25 protein-coding genes are annotated in these 18,938 nt (G+C 69.0%); 11 read left to right on the forward strand and 14 right to left on the reverse strand.

The features are described from left to right. Window positions 1–83 precede the first annotated feature (83 nt). The 3 genes from BM362_RS39445 (at window position 84) to BM362_RS39455 (ending at window position 2,612) form a co-directional block, all read left to right on the forward strand. Window positions 84–677 (forward strand): HdeD family acid-resistance protein, encoded by a 594-nt coding sequence (locus tag BM362_RS39445; protein WP_067586827.1) that lies wholly within the window; start codon window positions 84–86, stop codon window positions 675–677. A gap of 44 nt (window positions 678–721) precedes the next feature. Beyond that, window positions 722–1,276 carry a DUF6069 family protein gene (locus tag BM362_RS39450; RefSeq protein ID WP_067586824.1) on the forward strand — a complete coding sequence of 185 codons (555 nt, stop codon included), beginning with the start codon at window positions 722–724 and terminating at the stop codon, window positions 1,274–1,276. A 94-nt stretch (window positions 1,277–1,370) separates the two neighbouring features. After that, window positions 1,371–2,612 (forward strand): pentapeptide repeat-containing protein, encoded by a 1,242-nt coding sequence (locus tag BM362_RS39455; protein ID WP_093576613.1) that lies wholly within the window; start codon window positions 1,371–1,373, stop codon window positions 2,610–2,612. Here BM362_RS39455 and BM362_RS39460 read toward each other — a convergent pair. From BM362_RS39460 to BM362_RS39505, 10 genes are all read right to left on the reverse strand, one after another. Then, window positions 2,609–3,400, reverse strand: coding sequence for a hypothetical protein (locus tag BM362_RS39460; RefSeq protein WP_093576614.1), 792 nt, complete (start codon window positions 3,398–3,400; stop codon window positions 2,609–2,611). The genes BM362_RS39455 and BM362_RS39460 overlap by 4 nt on opposite strands. Next, a complete protein-coding gene (locus BM362_RS39465) occupies window positions 3,397–3,576 on the reverse strand; it encodes a hypothetical protein (RefSeq protein WP_067586818.1) in 180 nt (59 codons plus the stop codon). Before BM362_RS39465 ends, BM362_RS39460 begins: the two co-directional genes overlap by 4 nt. Window positions 3,577–3,596: 20 nt before the next feature. Further along, window positions 3,597–5,051, reverse strand: coding sequence for a hydrogenase large subunit (locus tag BM362_RS39470; RefSeq protein WP_093576615.1), 1,455 nt, complete (start codon window positions 5,049–5,051; stop codon window positions 3,597–3,599). Continuing rightward, on the reverse strand, window positions 5,048–6,523 hold the full coding sequence (locus BM362_RS39475) for a proton-conducting transporter transmembrane domain-containing protein (RefSeq protein WP_093576616.1): 1,476 nt from the start codon (window positions 6,521–6,523) through the stop codon (window positions 5,048–5,050). Before BM362_RS39475 ends, BM362_RS39470 begins: the two co-directional genes overlap by 4 nt. Next, window positions 6,523–7,161 carry a hypothetical protein gene (locus BM362_RS39480; protein ID WP_067586812.1) on the reverse strand — a complete coding sequence of 213 codons (639 nt, stop codon included), beginning with the start codon at window positions 7,159–7,161 and terminating at the stop codon, window positions 6,523–6,525. Before BM362_RS39480 ends, BM362_RS39475 begins: the two co-directional genes overlap by 1 nt. Then, window positions 7,158–8,120, reverse strand: coding sequence for a respiratory chain complex I subunit 1 family protein (locus tag BM362_RS39485; protein ID WP_093576617.1), 963 nt, complete (start codon window positions 8,118–8,120; stop codon window positions 7,158–7,160). Before BM362_RS39485 ends, BM362_RS39480 begins: the two co-directional genes overlap by 4 nt. Next, on the reverse strand, window positions 8,117–10,117 hold the full coding sequence (locus BM362_RS39490) for a proton-conducting transporter transmembrane domain-containing protein (RefSeq protein WP_208865469.1): 2,001 nt from the start codon (window positions 10,115–10,117) through the stop codon (window positions 8,117–8,119). Before BM362_RS39490 ends, BM362_RS39485 begins: the two co-directional genes overlap by 4 nt. Beyond that, window positions 10,114–10,593 carry an NADH-quinone oxidoreductase subunit B family protein gene (locus BM362_RS39495; protein WP_198545458.1) on the reverse strand — a complete coding sequence of 160 codons (480 nt, stop codon included), beginning with the start codon at window positions 10,591–10,593 and terminating at the stop codon, window positions 10,114–10,116. The genes BM362_RS39490 and BM362_RS39495 overlap by 4 nt, the downstream gene beginning before the upstream one ends. A 33-nt stretch (window positions 10,594–10,626) precedes the next feature. After that, window positions 10,627–10,983, reverse strand: coding sequence for an ArsR/SmtB family transcription factor (locus BM362_RS39500; RefSeq protein WP_067586807.1), 357 nt, complete (start codon window positions 10,981–10,983; stop codon window positions 10,627–10,629). A gap of 144 nt (window positions 10,984–11,127) precedes the next feature. After that, window positions 11,128–11,973 (reverse strand): NAD(P)H-binding protein, encoded by an 846-nt coding sequence (locus BM362_RS39505; protein ID WP_093576618.1) that lies wholly within the window; start codon window positions 11,971–11,973, stop codon window positions 11,128–11,130. 87 nt (window positions 11,974–12,060) lie between these two features. Between BM362_RS39505 and BM362_RS39510 the strand changes: the two genes are divergently transcribed. Then, entirely contained in the window at window positions 12,061–12,468 is a 408-nt protein-coding gene (locus tag BM362_RS39510; protein WP_093576619.1) for a winged helix-turn-helix transcriptional regulator, read from the forward strand. Window positions 12,469–12,660: 192 nt separating this feature from the next. On the opposite strand, the gene BM362_RS47920 is transcribed toward BM362_RS39510, so the two are convergent. Together BM362_RS47920 and BM362_RS50135 are read right to left on the reverse strand one after the other, a co-directional pair. Further along, window positions 12,661–12,828, reverse strand: coding sequence for a hypothetical protein (locus BM362_RS47920; protein ID WP_167545606.1), 168 nt, complete (start codon window positions 12,826–12,828; stop codon window positions 12,661–12,663). A gap of 339 nt (window positions 12,829–13,167) precedes the next feature. Continuing rightward, window positions 13,168–13,314 carry an acyl-CoA dehydrogenase family protein gene (locus BM362_RS50135; RefSeq protein ID WP_280142771.1) on the reverse strand — a complete coding sequence of 49 codons (147 nt, stop codon included), beginning with the start codon at window positions 13,312–13,314 and terminating at the stop codon, window positions 13,168–13,170. 609 nt (window positions 13,315–13,923) lie between these two features. Between BM362_RS50135 and BM362_RS39515 the strand changes: the two genes are divergently transcribed. Then, on the forward strand, window positions 13,924–14,481 hold the full coding sequence (locus BM362_RS39515) for an HD domain-containing protein (RefSeq protein WP_093576620.1): 558 nt from the start codon (window positions 13,924–13,926) through the stop codon (window positions 14,479–14,481). Here the strand turns inward: BM362_RS39515 and BM362_RS39520 are convergent. Both BM362_RS39520 and BM362_RS39525 read right to left on the reverse strand, forming a co-directional pair. Beyond that, on the reverse strand, window positions 14,465–14,944 hold the full coding sequence (locus BM362_RS39520) for an NUDIX hydrolase (RefSeq protein ID WP_093576621.1): 480 nt from the start codon (window positions 14,942–14,944) through the stop codon (window positions 14,465–14,467). The genes BM362_RS39515 and BM362_RS39520 overlap by 17 nt on opposite strands. A 7-nt stretch (window positions 14,945–14,951) precedes the next feature. Beyond that, window positions 14,952–15,695 (reverse strand): DUF5919 domain-containing protein, encoded by a 744-nt coding sequence (locus tag BM362_RS39525; protein ID WP_093576622.1) that lies wholly within the window; start codon window positions 15,693–15,695, stop codon window positions 14,952–14,954. A gap of 448 nt (window positions 15,696–16,143) precedes the next feature. Between BM362_RS39525 and BM362_RS39530 the strand changes: the two genes are divergently transcribed. The 6 genes from BM362_RS39530 to BM362_RS39555 are packed head-to-tail and all read left to right on the forward strand — an operon-like array spanning window position 16,144 to window position 18,811. Next, window positions 16,144–16,632: a hypothetical protein gene (locus BM362_RS39530; RefSeq protein WP_093576623.1), complete on the forward strand. Its 489-nt coding sequence runs from the start codon at window positions 16,144–16,146 to the stop codon at window positions 16,630–16,632. 2 nt (window positions 16,633–16,634) lie between these two features. Next, window positions 16,635–17,018, forward strand: coding sequence for a hypothetical protein (locus BM362_RS39535; protein ID WP_143132612.1), 384 nt, complete (start codon window positions 16,635–16,637; stop codon window positions 17,016–17,018). Next, on the forward strand, window positions 17,018–17,257 hold the full coding sequence (locus BM362_RS50845; protein WP_093576625.1) for an AMED_5909 family protein: 240 nt from the start codon (window positions 17,018–17,020) through the stop codon (window positions 17,255–17,257). Before BM362_RS39535 ends, BM362_RS50845 begins: the two co-directional genes overlap by 1 nt. Next, complete coding sequence (locus BM362_RS39545; protein ID WP_093576626.1) at window positions 17,254–17,874, forward strand: helix-turn-helix domain-containing protein; 621 nt, start codon at window positions 17,254–17,256, stop codon at window positions 17,872–17,874. Before BM362_RS50845 ends, BM362_RS39545 begins: the two co-directional genes overlap by 4 nt. Continuing rightward, on the forward strand, window positions 17,823–18,569 hold the full coding sequence (locus BM362_RS39550; protein ID WP_093576627.1) for a helix-turn-helix domain-containing protein: 747 nt from the start codon (window positions 17,823–17,825) through the stop codon (window positions 18,567–18,569). The genes BM362_RS39545 and BM362_RS39550 overlap by 52 nt, the downstream gene beginning before the upstream one ends. Further along, window positions 18,566–18,811 (forward strand): AMED_5909 family protein, encoded by a 246-nt coding sequence (locus tag BM362_RS39555; RefSeq protein WP_093576628.1) that lies wholly within the window; start codon window positions 18,566–18,568, stop codon window positions 18,809–18,811. Before BM362_RS39550 ends, BM362_RS39555 begins: the two co-directional genes overlap by 4 nt. Window positions 18,812–18,938 lie beyond the last annotated feature (127 nt).

The following is an 18,938-nucleotide window of genomic DNA, read 5'->3' on the forward strand; positions in this document are numbered from 1 at the left end:
TCGATCGGGTGAGGTCCCGGCGCCGCCGTCCGGGTCCGGCTACCGTTTCGCCAGGTCAGCACGACACCTCCGGGAGGCACTCGATGTCCACGCCCATTCCGCCCGTCCTCGGCTTCGCGGTGCTCGACCCGCGGCGCGCGTGGCCGCTCGTGCTCACGCGCGGGATCCTGGGCGTCCTGTTCGGCGTGCTCGCGCTGGTGTGGCCGGGGATCACCGTGCTGGCGCTGGCTTTCCTGTTCGGGATCTACGTGCTGATCGACGCGGTCGGCGCGATCATGCAGGCGTTCCGCCCGGGCGACGGCGCGCACCGGATCGCCTACGCGCTGCTCGGCGTGCTGGGCCTGGTCGCCGGGATCATGACGCTCGTCTGGCCCGGGGTGACCGTGCTGGTGCTGGCGACGCTCGTCGGGGCGTGGGCGGTGGTCACCGGGATCATGGAGATCGTCGCCGCGGTCCGGCTGCGCAAGCAGATCACCGGCGAGGCGTTTCTGATCGTGGCGGGCGCGCTTTCGGTGATCGCCGGGGTGCTCGTGCTGTTCCACCCGATCGCGGGCGCGTTCGGCGTCGCGCTGCTGATCGGGATTTACGCGGTGATTTACGGGGTAACCCTGGTGGTCCTGTCGTTCCGGCTGCGCTCGCTGGCGAAGTCCGCCGACCCGGCGGAGCGGCCGAACTAGCGGGACAATCGGCAGCGACCGGTTTTGCGACGGAGGGACCACCGATGGCGCAGCACTACCCCGGCGACTACGGGGAGAACCCCCGGCCCGGCATCGACGCGGCAAGATTGTGGGCAGGCGGCGTGGCCACGGCGGTGGTCGCGGCCCTCGTGGCGGTAGTGGGCCTGCTGATCGCGCGAGGCATCTTCGACGTGCCCGTCCTGGCCCCGAAGGGCGACGGCCTGTGGGGCAAGGCGAGCACGCCGACGTACGCCGTCTCCGCCGCGGCCGTCGCGCTGCTGGCGACCGGCCTGATGCACCTGCTGAGCGTGGCGACCCCGGCGCCGGGGCAGTTCTTCGGCTGGATCATGGTCCTGGTGACGGCCATCGCGGTGGTCCTGCCGCTCACCCTGACGGTGGGGATGGAAGCGAAGATCGCCACGGCGGCGATCAATCTGGTGATCGGGCTGGTGATCGCCTCGCTGGTGAGCAGCATGGCGGCCAGCGCCCGGACGTTGCATCGGCGGAAGCGCAGCAGCCGGGCGGAGCAGCAGCCGCCTCCCCCGCCTCCGCCTACGCGGCAGTGGCCGGAGGGTCCGACTACGTATTACGACCGCTGAGTCGTCCCGGGGTCTCGCGAACCATCCGTACGGCGGATCGGGTTCCACCCCGATTGCCGCTTTCCTCCGCCGGCCGAGGGCTGATCATGGAGCAATGACCGGCTCCGCCCCGAACGAACGGGACGATTCCCGCACCGACGGCGTCCTTTCCAGCCGGACCATCCTGCTCTGCGCGGTCGCGGTCGCGGTGATCGCGACGGGCGCGTGCTGGATTCTCTTCGCTCGGTACGGGCACGGCACCGAAGCGGACCGCGTCCGGCTGGACGGCATCCGGACCGTGGGCACGATCGTGGTCGGCACCGGCGGTGCGCTGGCCCTCCTGCTCGCCGCCCGCCGTCAGCAGACCGCCGAACGCGACCTCGCGACCAAACGCGCCGAATTGCGCTTGCGCGAACAGGCGAACGACGACATCCGCCGCGACGCGGCCGAGCGGCGGACCAACGAGCTTTACCTCAAGGCTGTCGAGCAGCTCGGAGCCGAGCAGGCACCGGTACGACTGGTCGGCCTCTACGCGCTCGACAGCCTCGCCCAGGAGAACCCCCGGTTGCGCCCGACCCTCGCCAACGTGCTGAGCGCCTATCTGCGCATGCCCTACGACCTGCCCTCCGACAGCGCCGACCTGGAACCGCGACGGGAACGCGAGGTCCGGCTCACCGCCCAGCGCCTGCTGGTCCAGCACCTCGTTCCCGGTGCTCCGCGGGAACTGTTCTGGAACGACGTGGAGCTCGACCTCTCCGGTGCGGTGCTGTTCGATTTCACGCTGAACGGGGCTGCCCTCCACAACGCCTGTTTCACCGATGCCCAGTTCGTCGGCGACGCCTGGTTTCACGAGGCCACCTTCACTGGTACGACCAGCTTCGACCACGCTGTCTTCGAGCAGGACGCCTGGTTCCTCGGGGCCACCTTCACCGGCAATACCCGCTTCGACCACGCCGTCTTTCGCCAAGACGCCCATTTCGAGGACACCGAATTCGCAGGAACCACGCTCTGCCGGTTCGCCCGGTTTGAGCGGGACGCATCGTTCGACCGCGCGCTCCTCCGGGGCGTTGTCTACTTCAGCCGAACGAAATTCGACCGGAACACGAGGTTCAGCAGCGCCGACTTCGTGGCCGCCCCGGTCTTCGAACACGAGGCCACGACGCAGGGCGCTTACTTCGACAGTGTTCGCTTCGGAGAAGAAGCCTGGTTCGACCGAGTGAGCTTCGCGAACTACACCACCTTCGACAACGCCGCCTTCGACGGTCACATCGGCTTCGACGGCACCACGCTCAACGGCGACCCCTACCGGCCCCCGCAGCTGCAATCCGACCGGCTCAGCCTCGACGACGCCGTCTAACGTTTCCGCGGCGGCCGCAACGCCTCCGCGATCGCGTTCAGCACCCGGACCGCCAGGTCCGGGTCGGACAGTTCCGGCAGCAGCCGGTCCACCGGAGCGAGCGTGGTCAACGCGTGCGCGCACGCCCGGTGCACGTCCAGCTGGTACAGCGGATCGCTCACCGGCCGCGCGACCAGGCCGCGCCGCAGCGCCGCGAACAGTCCGGGCAGCGGCAGCAGGCAGGCGCTCCGATCCGGTCTCGCCAGCGCCGGCCCGCCGAGTTCCCCCGCCGCGTCGACCACCACGGTCGCGTTCCGCGTTACCTCGGCCAGCGGGTACCCGGCCGCGTCGGCGCGCCGCCAGGCCACGACCTCCCCCACCCCGGACGCGACCAGCAGCGGCACCAGCAACGGCATCGTGTCCGAGCCCGCCACCACGATTTTCGCGGCGAACGGCGCCACCTGCAGCCGGTGCGACCGGATCAGCACCGCGGCCGCCAGTGCGATGCCCGCGGTCTCCTCCTCGGTGATCACCGGGATCCCGCCGCTCGCGGCGAGGTCCCGTTGCGCCGCACGGGCTTTCGCCGGTTCCGTCCCGGTCAAGTACACCGCTTCGACCTCGCCGGGCAACGACCGCAGCGCGACCGAGAGCTCGCCCGCGTTCCGCGACCGCACCGCGAACGCCGACGCGGGCACCCCGGTGTGCTCCCGGATCGCCTGCGCGTCGGCGCGCAGCAGCGGCAGCGAGGGCTCCCGCTCGTCCGGAGCGCTGTCCCCGACCACTGCCAGCCCGGCCCGCACGCCGTTCACCGGCCGGTCTCGCCCGCGTCCGGGCCGTCGAGGTCGATTCCGTTGTCCCGCGCGATGTCCCGCAGTTCGGCCAGCCGGGCGCGGTGGGTGTCCGCCTCGTCCTCGCCCGCGGTTTCCAGCGCCTGGCGCGCCGCCGCGATGCCCCGTTTCAATTCCCGTACGAATTCACTCGGCATACTGCCTCCGGTCGAGGGGTTCACAGGTCGTTGCCCGCGTAGGAGAGGTTGAAACTCTTGTTGACGAGCGGGAAATCCGGCACGATCGTGTCGACGAGCGCCACCGGAAGCGCGGGCCAGTTGAAGAAGCTCGGGTCGACGGCCTTGACCCGAGTCAGCACCCCGCCGGACAGTTCGACGCGGTGCACGATCGTGCCGCGCCAGCCCTCGGCCACCCCGACCCCGGATCCCGCACCGGCCGGCTCCCTGGTCTCCGACCGGCTGCCCAGCGACCCGGTGAGCCGTTCCACGAGCATCGCCGAATGCCCGATTTCCTCGGCCCGCACCAGGAAGCGGGCCAGGACGTCGCCGTCGGTCCGCGTATGCCGCACCGGTTCGCCCAGGTCCAGGAACGGATGCTCGTAGCGCGCGTCGCGGCGGAGTCCGCTGGCCCGCGCGACGTACCCCAGCGTCCCGAGGTCGGCCGCCTGCCGCGGCGAAAGCACCGCGGTGCCCGCGAACCGGTCGCGGACCACGGAATGCTCCGTCGCCAGCGCGGCGATCTCCCCGGCTTCGGCGGCCAGTGCCCGCACCCTCGCCGGGTCCGGCAACCGGGCCAGCCGGGCCCCGCCGAGCCGCACGCCGCCGCGCAGCAGCCGGTGCCCGGTGACTTCCTCGTTGTGCCGCAACAGCTTCTCCCGCACCGCCTGCGCGTGCGAGTTCAGCACCGAGTGCCCGACGTCGTTGCACAGCGCGCCGAGATCGGCCACATGGTTGTGGATCCGTTCCAGCTCCAGCAGGACTGCCCTGACCCGCGCGGCGTCCGCGGGCACCGCCAGCCCCAGCGCGTCCTCGACGGCGAGGCAATAGGCCAGCGCGTGCCCGACCGCGGTGTCGCCGCTGATCCGTTCGGCCAGCTCGATCCCGGCTTCCGGTTCCCGGCCGGGGAACAGCGCTTCCAGTCCTTTGTGGACGAACCAGAGCCGGGCCTTGAGGTTCAGGATCGTCTCGCCCGACACGGAAAACCGGAAGTGCCCCGGCTCGATCATCCCGGCGTGCACCGGGCCGACCGGGATCTCCGAGACGCCCGCCCCCTCCACCGAGCGGAACGGATACGGCCCGGCGACCTCGCCGAACGCGGGCGGCGCACCGGCCCCGGCCCGCATCGGATACCAGCCGCGCGGCCAGTGGAAATGCCGGACCAGCCGACGCGGCAACGGGTGGTTCTCCGCCGTGATCCCGAACAGGTCGTGCATCTCGCGCTCGAACCGGCCGGCCGGGAACGACAACCGGGCCAGGCTCGGCAGCCGGGGATCGGATGCCGGGAGCCGCACGCGCACTTCGGCCCGGCGGTCGCCCTCGGCCAGGAAAACATAGACCGCGCGCAACCGGTCGCCGTCGTCGTGCCCGGACACGAGCGCGACGCGGAACCCCTCCGCCAGCAACGATTCCGCCGCGGCGGGCAGCTCTTCCGGAGTCGCTTCCCGAACGTTCACCAGCCGCCTCCCCCGGCCGAAGCCGCCGCCGCGTGCAGCAACGACTCCAGCGGGCCAGTCCACAACCCGAGCACCGCCGCTGCCACGAGCGGAACCGCCAGCGCGACCCGCGTCGCCCGCGGCACCGTCACCGGAGCGCGCGCCGCGCCGGGACCGCCGGGCGGTTCGCCCAGCAGCATCCGCGTCGTGTGCCCGGCCAGCGCGGCCGCGACCACCAGCACCAGGACCAGGACGAGCGCGGTCGCCCAGCCGAGGCCTCCGGCGAAACCGGCGCGGGCGAGCCCCAGTTCGCTCGCGAACAGGCTGAACGGCGGCATCCCCGCCAGCGCCAGCACTCCGGCGCCGAGAGAGCCGGCGAGCACCGGGCCGCGTGCGGCCAGCCCGCGCACCCGGTCGATCCGGCTCGTGCCGGTCCCCTGCGCGACCCGGCCCGCGCCCAGGAACAGCACCGCCTTGACCAGGCCGTGGCCGAGCACGTGCACCAGCACCGCCGCTGTCGCCACCGGGCCGCCGACCGCCGCACCGAACGACACCAGCCCGAGGTGCTCGATGCTGGAATAGGCCAGCATCCGCTTGTAATCCCGTTGCGCGAGCAGCAAAGTCGCCGCCACGAAGAGCGAGGCGAGCGCCATCACGACCAGCAGCCCGCGAGCGAACCCGGTGCCGAGCGCGGCGTCGGAAACCACCTTCACCCGCAGCACCGCGTAGAACGCGACGGCGAGCAGCACCCCGGACATCAACGCCGACACCGGCGCGGGCGCTTGGGAGTGCGCGTCCGGCAACCAGGCGTGCAGCGGAGCCAGCCCCGCCTTCGCGCCGAAGCCGAGCACCAGCAGGGTGACCGCGATCCGGGTGACGCCGCTGTCGAGACCGTCCGCCCCCGCGGCCAGGCCGGCCAGGTCGAGGCTGCCCCCTGCGTGCCCGGCCGCGTACCCGAGCAACAGCGTGCCCAGCAGCGCCAGCGCGAGCCCGGCCGAGCAGATCACCACGTACTTCCACGCCGCCTCGACCGCGGTCCTGGTCCGGCTCTGCCCGACGAGGAACGCGGTCACGACCGTGGTCGCTTCGACCGACACCCACAGCAGGCCGAGGTTGGCGGCGAGAACCGCGAGCGTCATCGCGGCGAGGAACAGGTGGACCAACAGGCCGTGCCTCGCCGCCGTGCGCGCGGTCGCGCGGCCCGCGGCGCGTTCCGCCGCGAAATGCCCCGGTGTCGCCAGTGTCGCCGGAACCGCGACCGCGCTGATCACCACCAGCAGGAACGCTGACAACGCGTCGGCCCGCACCAGCCCGCCCAGCGCGGTGACCGGTCCGCCTCGCACCACCGCGACGGCCAGCGCGATCGCCACGGCGAGACTCGCGGCGGCGCTCGCCGCTCCCGCCCACACCATGCCGCGCCGCCACGCGGGCGCCAGGAACCCCAGTGCCGTCACCGCGGGCACCGCGAGCACCACTACGACCAGGATCGCCATCAGTCGCGCAACTCCCGCAGCTCGCCGAGGTCCGTGCCGCCGAACAGCTGCCGCATCCGCCCGGAGAGGATCTGCAGCACGAGGACCGCCAGCAGCACGTCCAGCGACACCCCGATCTCCACGAGCAGCCCCGGATCCGCGCCGAGCAGCAGGCCGGTCGCGGTGATCCCGTTGTCCAGCACCAGGAACCCGACGAGCTGGGACACCGCCCGCCGCCGGGTCACCAGCACGAAGAAGCCGATCAGGACCACGGTCAGGCCCACCGGCGCGGCCGCCGACGCCGGGGAAGGATCGAGTTCGACCAGCGGCCGCGACACGGCGTACGCGACGAGCGCCAGCAAGGCGGCGGACAGCAAGGAAGCCGTCACGTTCACGACCGGACGCGTCTCTCGCCGGTCCAAGCCCTGCCGCGCGGTCATCCGCCGCACCAGCCACGGCAGCACACCGGCCCGCAGGACCAGCAGTCCCGCCGCGGTCAGCCCCGCCTGCACCGAGCCGGCGAGCACCGCCGCCATCCCGGCCAGCGCGCAGCCCTGTGCCGCGAGCACCCGCACGAGAACCGGAAGCTCCCGCCGCCACAACACCAGCACCGCCGTCAGCAGAAACAGTCCGCACACCAGGTAAAGCAGCTCAGTCACGACGCCCCTCCCGGCAGGCCGAAAGACGCCGCCACCGCCAGCAGCGCGAGCAGGAACGAGCCCGCCAGCAGCTCCGGAACCCGGAACAGCCGCAGCTTCGCGAAGAACACCTCGGCCGCCGCGAGCACCGCGCCCAGCAGGCCGACCTTCACCGCGAACGCCGCGGCCCCGGCGAGCAGCGCGGGCAGCGACGGCCCGGTCGCGATCCCCCACGGCAGGAACAGGGTGGCCAGGAGGCCGAGGAACACCGCCAGCCGCATCGAGGACGCCAGTTCGACCAGCGCGAGGTCCGGTCCGGCGTACTCCAGCACCATCGCCTCGTGCACCATGGTCAGCTCAAGGTGCGTGGCCGGGTTGTCCACCGGCAGCCGCCCGGTCTCCGCGACCGTCGCGATCGCCAGCGCGACCGCGGCCAGCAGGCTGACCGGCGACCCGGCCCGCGCCGGGTCCTCCGCTGTGGACGAAACGATCGCGGCGAGGTCGGTGCTGCCCGCCCGCGCGGACAGCGCCAGGATCGCGACCAGCAGCGTCGGCTCGACCAGCGCGATGACGGTGATCTCCCGGCTCGCGCCCATCCCGCCGAACGCGGTGCCGGTGTCGAGCCCGGCGAGCACGAGCGCGACCGTGCCGAGCGCCAGCAGCGCGACCACCGCGAAGAGGTCGGCCACCGGCGGCAGCGCCGACGCCGTGGTGACGAACGGGGCCGCGAACGCGACGAGCAGCGTCGTCGCCATCAGCAGGACCGGCGCGGCCCGGAAGACCTGGCCGGTACCCCGCGGCGTGAGGGATTCCTTGCGCCGCAGCAGTTTCCGGAGATCACGCCACGGCTGGCGCACTCCGGGGCCGACGCGTCCTTCCAGCCGGGCCCGGACCTGCCGCATCAGGCCGGTCAGGATCGGAGCCCCGGCGACCACGAGCACCGTCTGCACGACCGCCCCGGCGGCGGCGAACCCGGTCATCGCGTCACCGCCAGCAGGATCAGCGCGAGAACCACCGCGGAGAAGCCGTAGCCGAGGTACCGGTGGACGCTGCCGGTGGCCAGCCGCCGCCCGGCGCGGCCCCACGTCGCGGCCGCGGCGAGGACCGGCCGGTACAGGATCCGTTCGATCCGGTCCGGCACCTCCCGGCGGTAGGCGACCTGGCGCACGAGGTAGCGCGCTTCGTCGTAGTGACCGACGTCCACATCGGTCTCCGGGCGCACCACATTGTCGAAAACCCGTTGCAGCGGTTCGGCGAACGATGTCGCGGTGTACTCCGCCCTAGCCGTCGCGGGACCGCCGCCGCAGTCCCAGAGCCGCGCTTCCCGGCGCGCCCGGCCCGACGCGAGCAGCCGCACCGCCGCGACCACCAGCAGCGCGCCGCCGAGCAGGCCGCCGGTGATCAGCAACGGGGAAACCACGCCCGAGACACCGTTCAGCCGCACGGTGAGCAGATCGCGCTCAGCCGGGTCGCCGAAGCCCGCAGCCGCGCCGACCGCGGGCAGCACCAGCGTGGGAACCAGCGCCGGCACCACGCAAGCCACCGCCGCGAGGCCCATGCCGGCGAGCATCGTCGTCGGGCTTTCGTGCGCTCGCGCCGCGTCGGCGCCACGCGGTTTCGCGAGGAAGCCGATGCCGAACGCCTTGACGAATGTCGCCACCGCAAGGCCCGCGGTGAGCGCGACAGCGGCCATCGTGAGCGGTATCGCGACCGCGGCGACCACACCGGACGCCGGGAGACCGTGCACCAAAGCCTGCAGCAGCAGCCATTCCGACACGAAGGCCGTGCCGGGCGGCAACGCCGAGGCGGCCAGCGCGCCGAGCCCGAACAGGCCGGTGGTCCACGGCATCCGGGTGCGCAGGCCGCCGAGCGCGTCGAGGTCGCCGGTGCCGGTCGCGTGGACCACCGATCCGGCGGCGAGGAACAACAGCGTCTTGAACGCGGCGTGTCCCGCCGTGTGCAGCAACGCGGCGGCCAGCGCCAGCCCGGCCGCGGCCCGGGAGCCGGAGGCCGCGAGCAGCCCGGCCGCCCCGATCCCGGCGAAGACCAGCCCGAGGTTCTCGGTGGTCGAATACCCCAGCAGCCGCTTGAGATCCGACGCCATCGCCGCCTGGAGGATGCCGTACACCGCGGAGCCCGCCCCCAGCGCGAGCACGACGACCCACCACCAGCGGGAACCACCGCCGAGGAGGTCGAACCCGACGCGGAGCACGCCGTACGCGCCGAGGTTGACCATCGCCGCCGACATCAGCGCGGACACGTGGCTCGGCGCCTCCGGATGCGCGCGCGGCAGCCAGGCGTGCAGCGGCACGATCCCGGCCTTAGAACCGAATCCGGCCAGTACGAGCAGGAAGATCGCACTCGCCGCGGCCGGCGGCGGAGAAGCGTTGCGCAGTACCGCGAAACTGTCGCCGCCCGCGAGCGCGGCGAACCAGAGCAGTCCGATGAGGACAGTCACGAACCCGAGGTGCGTCATGACCGCGTACCACCGGCCCGCCGACGCGACCGCGGGCCGCAGCCGGTGCTCGGCCAGCAGCAGCACCAGCGACGAGACCGCCATCAGCTCCCAGCACACGAGGAAGGTGCCGACCGAGGCCGCCGCCGGCACGAGCAGCATCGCCACCACGAACAGCGGCTGCACCGCCTGCACCGTGCGAGCGCGCAGCCCGTTTCGCGCGTAGCCGATGCCGTACAGCCCCGCCGCGATCGCCACCGCACCGGTGACGGCGGTGAACAAGCCGCCCATCCGGTCCAGTTCGAGCGAGAACCCGGACAACGGCAGCAGCCACGGGAAACTGGCGTGCGCGGTCTGCCCGGCGAGAGCCGCCCCGCCGGCCGCGACCCCGGCCGCGCCCGCGAGCATCGTGCCGATTCCGGACACCCGGGTCCGGGCCCTGGCGGGCGTCGCGAGGCTCATCAGCGCTGCCGCCGCTCCGCTCGCCACCGCCGTCCCGAGCCCTGCCGCCGCGAGGTTCACCGGCCCGTCAGCTTTCGCACCGCCTCGACGATCGCCTCGGGCCGCGGCGGGCAGCCAGGCACTTCGAGGTCGACCGGCACGACGTCGCGCACCGGGCCGGTCACACCGTAGGCGCCGGCGAACACGCCGCAGTTCCGCGCGCAGTCGCCGATCGCCACGACCGTCCGCGGCTCGGGCACGGCCTCGTACGTGCGTTTCAAGGGCTCCGCCATGTTGCGGGTGACCGGTCCGGTGACCAGCAGCCCGTCCGCGTGCCGCGGCGAGGCGACCAGCCGCGCGCCGTACCGCTCGGCGTCGTAGACCGCTCCGAACGCCGAACCGATTTCGATCTCGCAGCCGTTGCACGATCCCGCGTCGACGTGCCGCAACTGGACCGAACCGCCGAGCTCACGCGCCCGCGGCAACGGCTCCGGCCGCGACGGGGCGGGTTCGGCGACCCGCCCGGTCCGGCGGATCGCCCGCCACAGCTTCAGCACCGCGCACCCCCCGCACGCCGGGTCCCGCGCACGTCAGCGCTCCGCGGAAGGCGCGCTGCCCGCCTGCGCCGTGCGCAGGTCGTCGAGCAGTTCGACCTGCCCGGACAGCACCCCGGTCAGGATCTCGCGCGCCACCGCCATCAGCTCCGCGACCTGCGGGCTGATCAGCGAGTAGTAGACGCTCGACCCTTCCTTGCGCGTGGTGACCAGCCCCATCCGGCGCAGGACCGCCAGCTGCTGCGACAGGTTCGCCGGTTCGATCCCGACCTCGGGCAGCATCTCCGCGACGGCGTGCTCGCGCTGCGACAGCAGCTCCAGCACCCGGATCCGGGCCGGATGGCCGAGCGTTTTGAAGAACTCGGCTTTCAGCTGGTAGAGCGGTCTGCTCACGGGCGCCTCCTTCGGTCCGGACCCGCCCGCGGCCGAGGCGGAAGGGTTCAGCAATTGCGAATATTAGCAATTGCTGAACCCTTGATGCGGAGGGGTGGCTCCTCTGGGTCTCCCCCGCGCACCGCGTCAACGCCTCGGCAGCCGTCAACGCCCCTTGAACTCGGCCGCGTGATCGGCCACCCACTGCGCGAAAGTCCGCGCCGGAACCCCGGTGACGTCCTCGACCGTCGTCGTCGGCCGGTCAGGTTCGCCGCCGGCCAAGCGGGCGTACGCGTCGAGCATGGCGTCCGCGTACTCCGCCGGGATCCGCTCAAGGAGGCGTTCGCGCGCGACGTCCCGCGGCACCTCCTCCCACCGGGTCTCCCGGCCGATCACCTCCCCGATCACCCGGACCTGCTCGACCTGCGTGAGCGCAGCGGGGCCGGTGAGGTCGTACTTGGCCCCGGCGTGTCCTTCGGAGGTCAGCGCAGCGACCGCGACTGCCGCCATGTCGGCTTCGTGGATGAGCGTGGAGTACACCGAACCGTAAGCCCCGCGAACGACACCGTCCCCGCGAATTTGCGACGCCCAGCCAAGGGTGTTGGCCGCGAAGCCGTGCGGTTGGAGGAACGTCCACTCCAGACTGGTGCGCTCGATCGCCTTCTCCACCGCGCGATGGACCCGGCTGATCGCGTCGTCCGAGTCACGGCGCGCCGCAGCCGAGGAAAGAAGAACCAGCCGGCGAGCGCCGGCGGCGACAGCGTCCGCGATCGCCTCAGCCGGTTCTCCGGAAATCAACGGCCACATCAAGAAGACCGAATCCACCCCGCGCAAGGCCGCACGCAAGCTGTCCGCATCAGACAGATCCCCGGGAACGACGTCAACGCCGCCGGGCACATCGGCCTTCTCCGGCCGCCGAGCCAACGCGCGGACCGAAAGACCATGCCCGGCCAGCTGGACAGCCACCTGACGGCCGACGTTGCCGGTAGCACCGATCACCAAAACAGTCACGGGAGCACCTCCTTGTGTCGCAGTGAAGCTCACCGTAGGTTCTGGGCTAACTTTCGGTAAGTACGCACCGCGGGGTAAGCTCCGGACATGGGAGTAGGCACCGAGGCAGGACGCCGCACCGCCCCGGACCCGGGTGACGCGTTCAACAGCAACTGCCCCGGCCGGACGGTGCTAGACCACGTGTGCAGCCGCTGGGGCACGCTGATCCTGCTCTCCTTGCGCGATCGCCCGGCGCGCTTCTCCGAACTGCGGGACACGATCGGCGGAATCAGCGAGAAGATGCTGTCGCAGAACCTGCGCACGCTCACGCGGGACGGCTTGATCCATCGCGAGGTGGAGCCCGCGACGCCGCCCAAGGTGACGTACTCGCTCACGGAACTCGGGCAGGAACTGGCGACACCGTTGGAGGGCCTGCTGGATTGGGTTCGAGCGCGGGCGGTGGACGTGGTCAAGGCGCAGCGGCGGCATGATCGGCAGCACAAGCCAGCGTCCTGAGCGGGCATAGCCGGAAGACAATTGCGCACTCTGCTGGCCGGTGGCCGCGCTCTCGCCGTTACCCCAAGCCGTCGAAGGTGCGGTTCAGCGCGTCCACGAGGGTGGCGCGGCTCCCGCTGGTGGCTTACGGATCGCCGCCGGAATCACTCGTGAACGCCAGGATCCGGCCGATGCGGACGAGGTCGTAGTCCGTCAGCGGGCGCTGCGGACACGGCTGGCACCGTTGCCGACCGCGACGTGGAGCTTGTGCACCCCGCTCCGGTCCGCCCGCATCAGGTACCGCAGTTCGTCGGCTCGTCCGGACATCTCCGACAATGGATCCACGCTCGCGTCCTCCAGGCAGGCCGTCGGCACCCGCACCTGTTTCCCTCCGCGCCGCCGGATACTCCGGCAGAGCCTCCACCAGCGCCGCGGCCACACCGCCCGGCGGAATCGGTTCGAGCTGGACCGACCGGCAGTCGGGAACCATCCGATATCCGCCTTGCCCGCAATGCGGTCGACGCGGAAAGCACCCGCGAATCCCACACCGGACGCTTCTCCGGTTCTGACTCGCCTGAAGCCCGGAAAGAAACCTGGACGATGGAGTCGGTTCCGCTTTCCGGATCTCCGCTCCGTACGGGCTGCGCGCCGCTCAAGAACGCTGAAAAAGCAAAGCGGCACCGCCATCTCGACGGTGCCGCTTCCCCAACCCGAAGGACCTCAGCCCTTCAGCAGCTGCCGAGCCATCACCAGCCGCTGGATCTGGTTCGTGCCTTCGTAGATCTGGGTGATTTTCGCCCTGGTAAATAGTGACCTGCGGCAAGACCAGGAAAAGGGCTTCTGATCTGCATAAACACATCTTGACAGTTCTCACCAAATCTCAGCCCTCCCCGACGTCCGACGGCCTGTAGACGGCCTGGGACAGCCCCCGAGCGCTCCGACGCCCGGGGGCTGTCCCTTTCATGCGCCTACCAGCCGTGCCGGTAGTAGGGAGGCGCTGGGCTGTTCTGTCCGTCGTTCTCGCCCTTGCCGTCGTGAGTGCCGTGCTGGCGGGGTCAAGGGGGAGCGTCAGCTCATCGCGCAGCGACGCCGTAGGCGCCCTTGAGGCTGTCGGCGCGGCATTCGAGGATCGGGCGCGAGGAGGACGGCTCAGCGCCGAAGGTGAGCGCGGGGTGCTGGCCGGAATCCGCGGGAAGCTGTTGCCGTTGAGCTGGGCGGATGCGGGTCTATTGGGTCGTGGGCGGCGTCTGCGGGGGCGTGCGCACCCGGGGCGAGTCTGCGGCGGGCTCGCCGGGCGGGCCGGCCGGAGCGCCAGCGGAGGCCCGCCCAGCTATCGGCGAGTCTCGCCGTACGCGAGGTGACCGGTTGCGCGCCGTCGCAGGCGGCGCGCCTTGATCCCATAGAGCCAAATTCGGCAAGCAACGCCAATCCTCTACCCGCTGTGCACTCGGTGATCGCGTGCGCGAAACTAGGCCTATGGACTTGGTGGCCTGGGCAACGCACGAGGCAGCTTCACATCTAGCGGAGGTGCTGCCGCGACGGTGGGCGCATGTTCAGGGCGTGAGTCGGCGAATCAGCGTGACGCTGCCGCTTTTTCCTGCCGAGACGGCAGAAATTTTATCCGCTGCTGCAATCCTGCATGACGTGGGCTATGCGCCCAGCGTGGTTAGAACGGGATTTCACTCTCTAGACGGTGCGATATTTCTTCAGGAGAAGGGTGCACCCGATGACGTGATTCGCCTCGTCGCTCATCACTCGTGTGCGGCTGCTGAGGCAAAAATTCGGAACTTGTCGGAGCAGCTAGCTAGCTTTCTCAAGCCTGACCAGGATCTCCTAGATGCTCTGTCTTGGGCAGACATGACTACTACGCCCGACGGTAAATCAACGGGCGTAGTAGATAGGATTAACGAGATTAAGGCGCGATATGCCGAAGGCTCGCCGGTATCAGTGTTTATCCACCACGCAAGCGGAGAGCTGGTGTCGTGTGTAACCCGGGTCGAGCGTCGACTAGAGGAAGCTAACTTGCAGGCGTAAAGTATGGTTTCCGGCGTCGCTCAAATCCGTGCGAAATTCGCAGCCTTATGGAATCGCTGATATTTAGCGATTCCAGCTCTTCCGGATTCGCCCAGAGGGCCTCTTTGCTTTCGCTGCTTGTACGCAACTGGCCGCCTATCGGGGTAGCGCGGAAGCAGATGGAAAACTCTTGTCGGACCTCTCCGTCCGTGAACTCAATGACATGCTGCGGGTCCGTGTAAATGCCGATCACTTCGTCTACGGTTACCTTGATTCCAGTCTCTTCGCGAACCTCGCGTATGACTGTATCCGCGATGCTCTCCCCGATTTCTTGTCCACCGCCTGGAATCGCATAAAGGTCATTATCGGTCCGTCGGATCATCAGTAATTGTCCGTCGCCGTTAAGAACGAAAGCTGTCACCGCGGAAACAATACTGTTGGCTTCCGGGGCGTTGGGATCCTGATAGTAATCTGTACGCGCCATTGTCAGTTCACCATTTCGGGTTCTTGGCGGTCTGCCACACCGACTCAAAGCTTTCGGAATATGTTTCAAAAAGATCTCCGCCCGCGAGGCGTCGCAAGTGAATAAGCGGAGCATGTCCTGCCATGAAGCCGTAGACGTGAGTATTAACTAGCATCTCATCGTCAAATCTATATATTGAGTTGTACAGCGTCGTAGAGTGGCACTTTATCTGCACGCCCGAAACTTCGCTAAGTGGGCGATAGAAGGCAAGTGCATTCCGCACCTTCGCTGCGAGTGTTGTCTTTCCAATCCCTTCTTCTTCGCTTCGTCGTGCAACTTCGCGGCTTGTTGGATCGCCGAGAAGAATCCGAATTTTTACGCCGCTATCAGCTTTGCCTTTCAATCGCTTTACTAGACTGGGGTCGTCTGTAAGAAACATGCCCGAGTATAGAAGTATTTCAATGTGCTTTTTAGAGTGCTCAATGAGTCGTGTCCATATGTCATTAGGTACTGAATGTCGATGTGGGTAAAAATCAATTAGCTCGGAGCCGCTGATCTCGGCTTTTCGTCCAGGTGTTACCGCGTTAGGCCAGAGGTAATTTTCCGACTCTTGCACCATCCCAGCGATCGCGTGGCGGTGGCGAGCGTAGGGCGTCCTGCCCTGGGTGATCCAACGTTCAACGGTCTTGGGGTCCACGCGGGTTGCCCGAGCTACCTCCTCCACTGCCAAACCGCGCTGGAGCAGGGCGTCTCTCAATCGTTCGTTCGGCAACTGCGCTCCTCGGGGATCTCCTGGGACGTCTCAGTGTACCGCAGGACGTCCTGAGATGTCCCTGTGCGTGGTGATCGTGTCCCTTCTCCGGCGGCAAACTTGGTGCTAGTTCGGCGCTCCGCTGGACATGCAACTAGCGACAGGAGACATGATGAACGCAAGTGAAGAAGAAAGCGAGCGTGACATGTTCGCAATGCCTCTGAATGAGACGGCAATCTGATCCGGGCAGGAGTCGTGAGGGAAGTCGTCCAGGTGCGGATAACGTCGAATTTGCCCATTCGAGCGAATGTCGCACCGTATGCGGATCGGGTCGAATTAAATCTAGGGAAGGCTTTTCCGATTCTTCTCATTGTCGACGATGACGCACTGGACAATTTAATTGAATCGTTAAGCGAAGCGCGCGCAAAGCTTCGCGACGGCTAAGTCGATCGCAAAAGGAACTAACATTATGGCTATTGAGCGTAATCACCGGTTTGAAATGCAGTTTGAGGAGGCTTTTCCTCAGGGTTTGGTGATGGTGGGTGAGGTGTCGGCGGACAACGAGTATCAGTCTCGGGAGGATCGCGCGGCGGGTCGTCCAACTCGTCAGCGGGTGGACGAGGTGACGGGCAAGCGGCAGTGGAAGTTCATGGCGACGGATCTGGGTGAGCCGAAGGCGAAGCGGGCGTCATTTGAGATGACGTTGCTGGCGGACGTGCAGCCGGTGCCGACGACTGGTGAGGTTCTGCCGGGTATGCGGCCGGTGGAATTGGAGGGGCTGACGGCGGAACCACGTGTCGGCGGGCAGGGCGAGTTCAAGTACCAGACGTACGTTTTCCGGGCGACGGGTTTCCGGGCTGCTGCGTCGGGTTCGGGTTCGGGTTCGGGTTCGTCGGGCGCGGCTAAGTCGTCGCGGTCGGCGGCGTCGTCCAATTCGGACGAGTCCAAGGCGGCTTAGTGATGCACGCGCGGCGTCGGTCGGTGAAAGAGCTGGAACAGGCGTGGACTTCGGCGTATCAGGCGTACGCGGGTCTGTACAACGTCGAGCAGCGGGAGAGCACGGACGAGGCGCGTGAACAGCTCGGCCTTGCGACGGAAGCGGTAGCGCATCGCTGGCATGAGTTGCTGGAGGCGCAGGCGTGGCCGTGGTGGGTCCGCGCGGCGGTGGTGCTGGCGGTGCGGGAGTTCTCGCGGCAAGCGGCGGAACTGGCCGCGAGTGCGGCGGAACCGGCGGTACAGGCGACGGCGGAGCGGGTCCGGCTGACGAATCCGCATCGGCTCCCGAGTTCGCGTCCGGCGTCCGGGCGTGGTCGCCGCAACGGCCCGGGTCGGGGTGATGCGTGATGGCGACGAAAACGGGACCCCGGACGCTGGACGAGGCACACGACCGGAAGCTGGACCGGAAGCCCCGGGGTCCCGCGTCGCGGGCGGATGAGTTGTTGTGGCACAAGGAAAATATGCGGATGTACCAGGAGGTGGCGGAGATCGACACCCGGCACCGTCACGAAGCGCTGAGTTGTGCGTTCATCGAAAGTCTGCGAATCGCGGAAATGGAGAACAGGGCGGGGGCCGGTCGAGGATGAGAGCGGTGGACGAGAGGGCGCGTGCGGTCGGCAGGTTTCTGCTGGCACGTCGGCGGGAGCTGGGATTGACTCAACGAGCGGTGGCTTTCCGTGCGGGCATGAGTCAGAACTCGGTGCTCCGGTTCGAGAAAGGGCTATGGCCGGTTCGGTCGCTGTCGATGACGGCCGCGTTGGCGAAGGCGTTGGAGGTGAACTCGTACGGGCTGGTGGTGATGGTGGCGAACGGCGGGGAGGAGATCGATCGCGACGTGCACCTGCCCTCGGTGATGGGCCGGTTGGCGCACAGCGGCGTGTGCCGGGCGCATGAGCCGGAGTGCTTGGGAGAGCTGGTTTTTCTTCTGCGGGTGAGTGCGCGTCTGGGGTGTGCCTCGACGGCCCGGAACGCGGAGCTGCATGCCGCGACGTGGGAAAAGCTGGAGCGGGGCCGGTACCTTCCCTCAATTCCGGTTCTGGAGCGGATCGCGGGAAGCCTGGGGCGCGACGCGGAGGAGTATCGGGTTCCGTTGCTGGTGCTGGCGATGCGGGACCAGTTGCGGCGGCAGTACTACGCGGCGAGGGGGCAGAGATGGTTTCCGCACTGGACGCGTCCGGGGAGCCTGGCGGAGCGGGAAAGGTGATGGGCATGGGCATGGACGTGGACGGCTGCGAAGCGGTGGCGACGGAAGGGCAAATCATGCGCGCGGCAGCGGCTTTCCTGTGGCTGCGTCGGCTGGAGGTGAACAGGACGCAACACGAGGCGGCCGCGCTCGCGGGGGTCAACAAGACCACGTTCGGTCGGCTGGAGCGGGGCGAGCGGCCGGTGCGGCAGCTCGGGGTCGTGGCCGGGCTGGCGAACGCGCTGGACGTGTCGCCGTACGCGCTGCTGCTGAGGGTGGCGGGCACGGCGGGCCCGCCCAGTCCGCGGAAGCCTCGGAAGTCCTTTGTGGACGAGCTGTGCGGCTTCGGCACGAGCGGCACGGAAGCGCCGAAGTGCCTGGCGCAACTGCTTTTCTCGATGCGGATGCGGGCGCGGAAGCTGGCCCGGGAGGCGGCCGAGGACGCCGGGGTCAATCCCTCGACGTGGGGCCAGACCGAGCTGGGGCAGTCTTACCCGTCGATTCCGGTGCTGGTGCGGATGGGATACGCGGTGGGAGGGGACGTGCCGTTCTATCGGCGGCACCTGCTCATCGTCGCGATGCGCGACCATGTGCAACGGGAGGAATGCGCGCGACGGGGCGTGTCGTGGGATCCGGGGTGGTGGCGTCAGGAGAAGGTCCGCCTGGCGCATGACTGGCCCGCCTCGGCGCGAGAACGGAACGGAGCACGATCGTGAAAGACGTCGATGCGGTGACCACGCTGGAGGACGCGCGCAGCGAAGCACGACGGCTCGACCCGGGCGAGGGCGCGGCCCTGCCGGAACGGATCGGCTGGATGCGGCATGTCGCACAGCTGTACAAGAACGTCTCGGCGACCGACCTGGATCACCGGTACGAGGCATCGGTGATGTTCGGCCAGCAGCGAGCGGCCATCGCCCGCCTGACCCGGCGGCCGGAATACGCCGAAGACTACGACTAGCGAACCGGCGGAGGTGTTCTCCGCGACACGCTGAACGGAATTCTTTTCAATCGAATACAGAAAAAGCACGCGGGGCGCGTGCTTGTGACTGAACGCGTCCCGCGTGCCCGGAATTGTCCCTGTAAAT

Origin of the sequence: Amycolatopsis rubida (assembly GCF_900115345.1) — a bacterium.
GTDB classification, from domain to species: Bacteria; Actinomycetota; Actinomycetes; order Mycobacteriales; family Pseudonocardiaceae; genus Amycolatopsis; species Amycolatopsis rubida.

Bases quoted from the DNA above. Each gene is read 5' to 3' on its own strand.
- BM362_RS39510 (WP_093576619.1), top strand. From the start codon at position 12,061: ATGGGAGTAGGCACCGAGGCAGGACGCCGCACCGCCCCGGACCCGGGT.
- BM362_RS39520 (WP_093576621.1), bottom strand. From the start codon at position 14,944: ATGGCGCGTACAGATTACTATCAGGATCCCAACGCCCCGGAAGCCAAC.
- BM362_RS39535 (WP_143132612.1), top strand. From the start codon at position 16,635: ATGCACGCGCGGCGTCGGTCGGTGAAAGAGCTGGAACAGGCGTGGACT.
- BM362_RS39475 (WP_093576616.1), bottom strand. From the start codon at position 6,523: ATGGCGATCCTGGTCGTAGTGGTGCTCGCGGTGCCCGCGGTGACGGCA.
- BM362_RS39450 (WP_067586824.1), top strand. From the start codon at position 722: ATGGCGCAGCACTACCCCGGCGACTACGGGGAGAACCCCCGGCCCGGC.
- BM362_RS39530 (WP_093576623.1), top strand. From the start codon at position 16,144: ATGGCTATTGAGCGTAATCACCGGTTTGAAATGCAGTTTGAGGAGGCT.
- BM362_RS39545 (WP_093576626.1), top strand. From the start codon at position 17,254: ATGAGAGCGGTGGACGAGAGGGCGCGTGCGGTCGGCAGGTTTCTGCTG.
- BM362_RS39485 (WP_093576617.1), bottom strand. From the start codon at position 8,120: ATGACCGGGTTCGCCGCCGCCGGGGCGGTCGTGCAGACGGTGCTCGTG.
- BM362_RS39465 (WP_067586818.1), bottom strand. From the start codon at position 3,576: ATGCCGAGTGAATTCGTACGGGAATTGAAACGGGGCATCGCGGCGGCG.
- BM362_RS39515 (WP_093576620.1), top strand. From the start codon at position 13,924: ATGGACTTGGTGGCCTGGGCAACGCACGAGGCAGCTTCACATCTAGCG.
- BM362_RS50845 (WP_093576625.1), top strand. From the start codon at position 17,018: ATGGCGACGAAAACGGGACCCCGGACGCTGGACGAGGCACACGACCGG.
- BM362_RS39550 (WP_093576627.1), top strand. From the start codon at position 17,823: ATGGTTTCCGCACTGGACGCGTCCGGGGAGCCTGGCGGAGCGGGAAAG.
- BM362_RS39445 (WP_067586827.1), top strand. From the start codon at position 84: ATGTCCACGCCCATTCCGCCCGTCCTCGGCTTCGCGGTGCTCGACCCG.
- BM362_RS39455 (WP_093576613.1), top strand. From the start codon at position 1,371: ATGACCGGCTCCGCCCCGAACGAACGGGACGATTCCCGCACCGACGGC.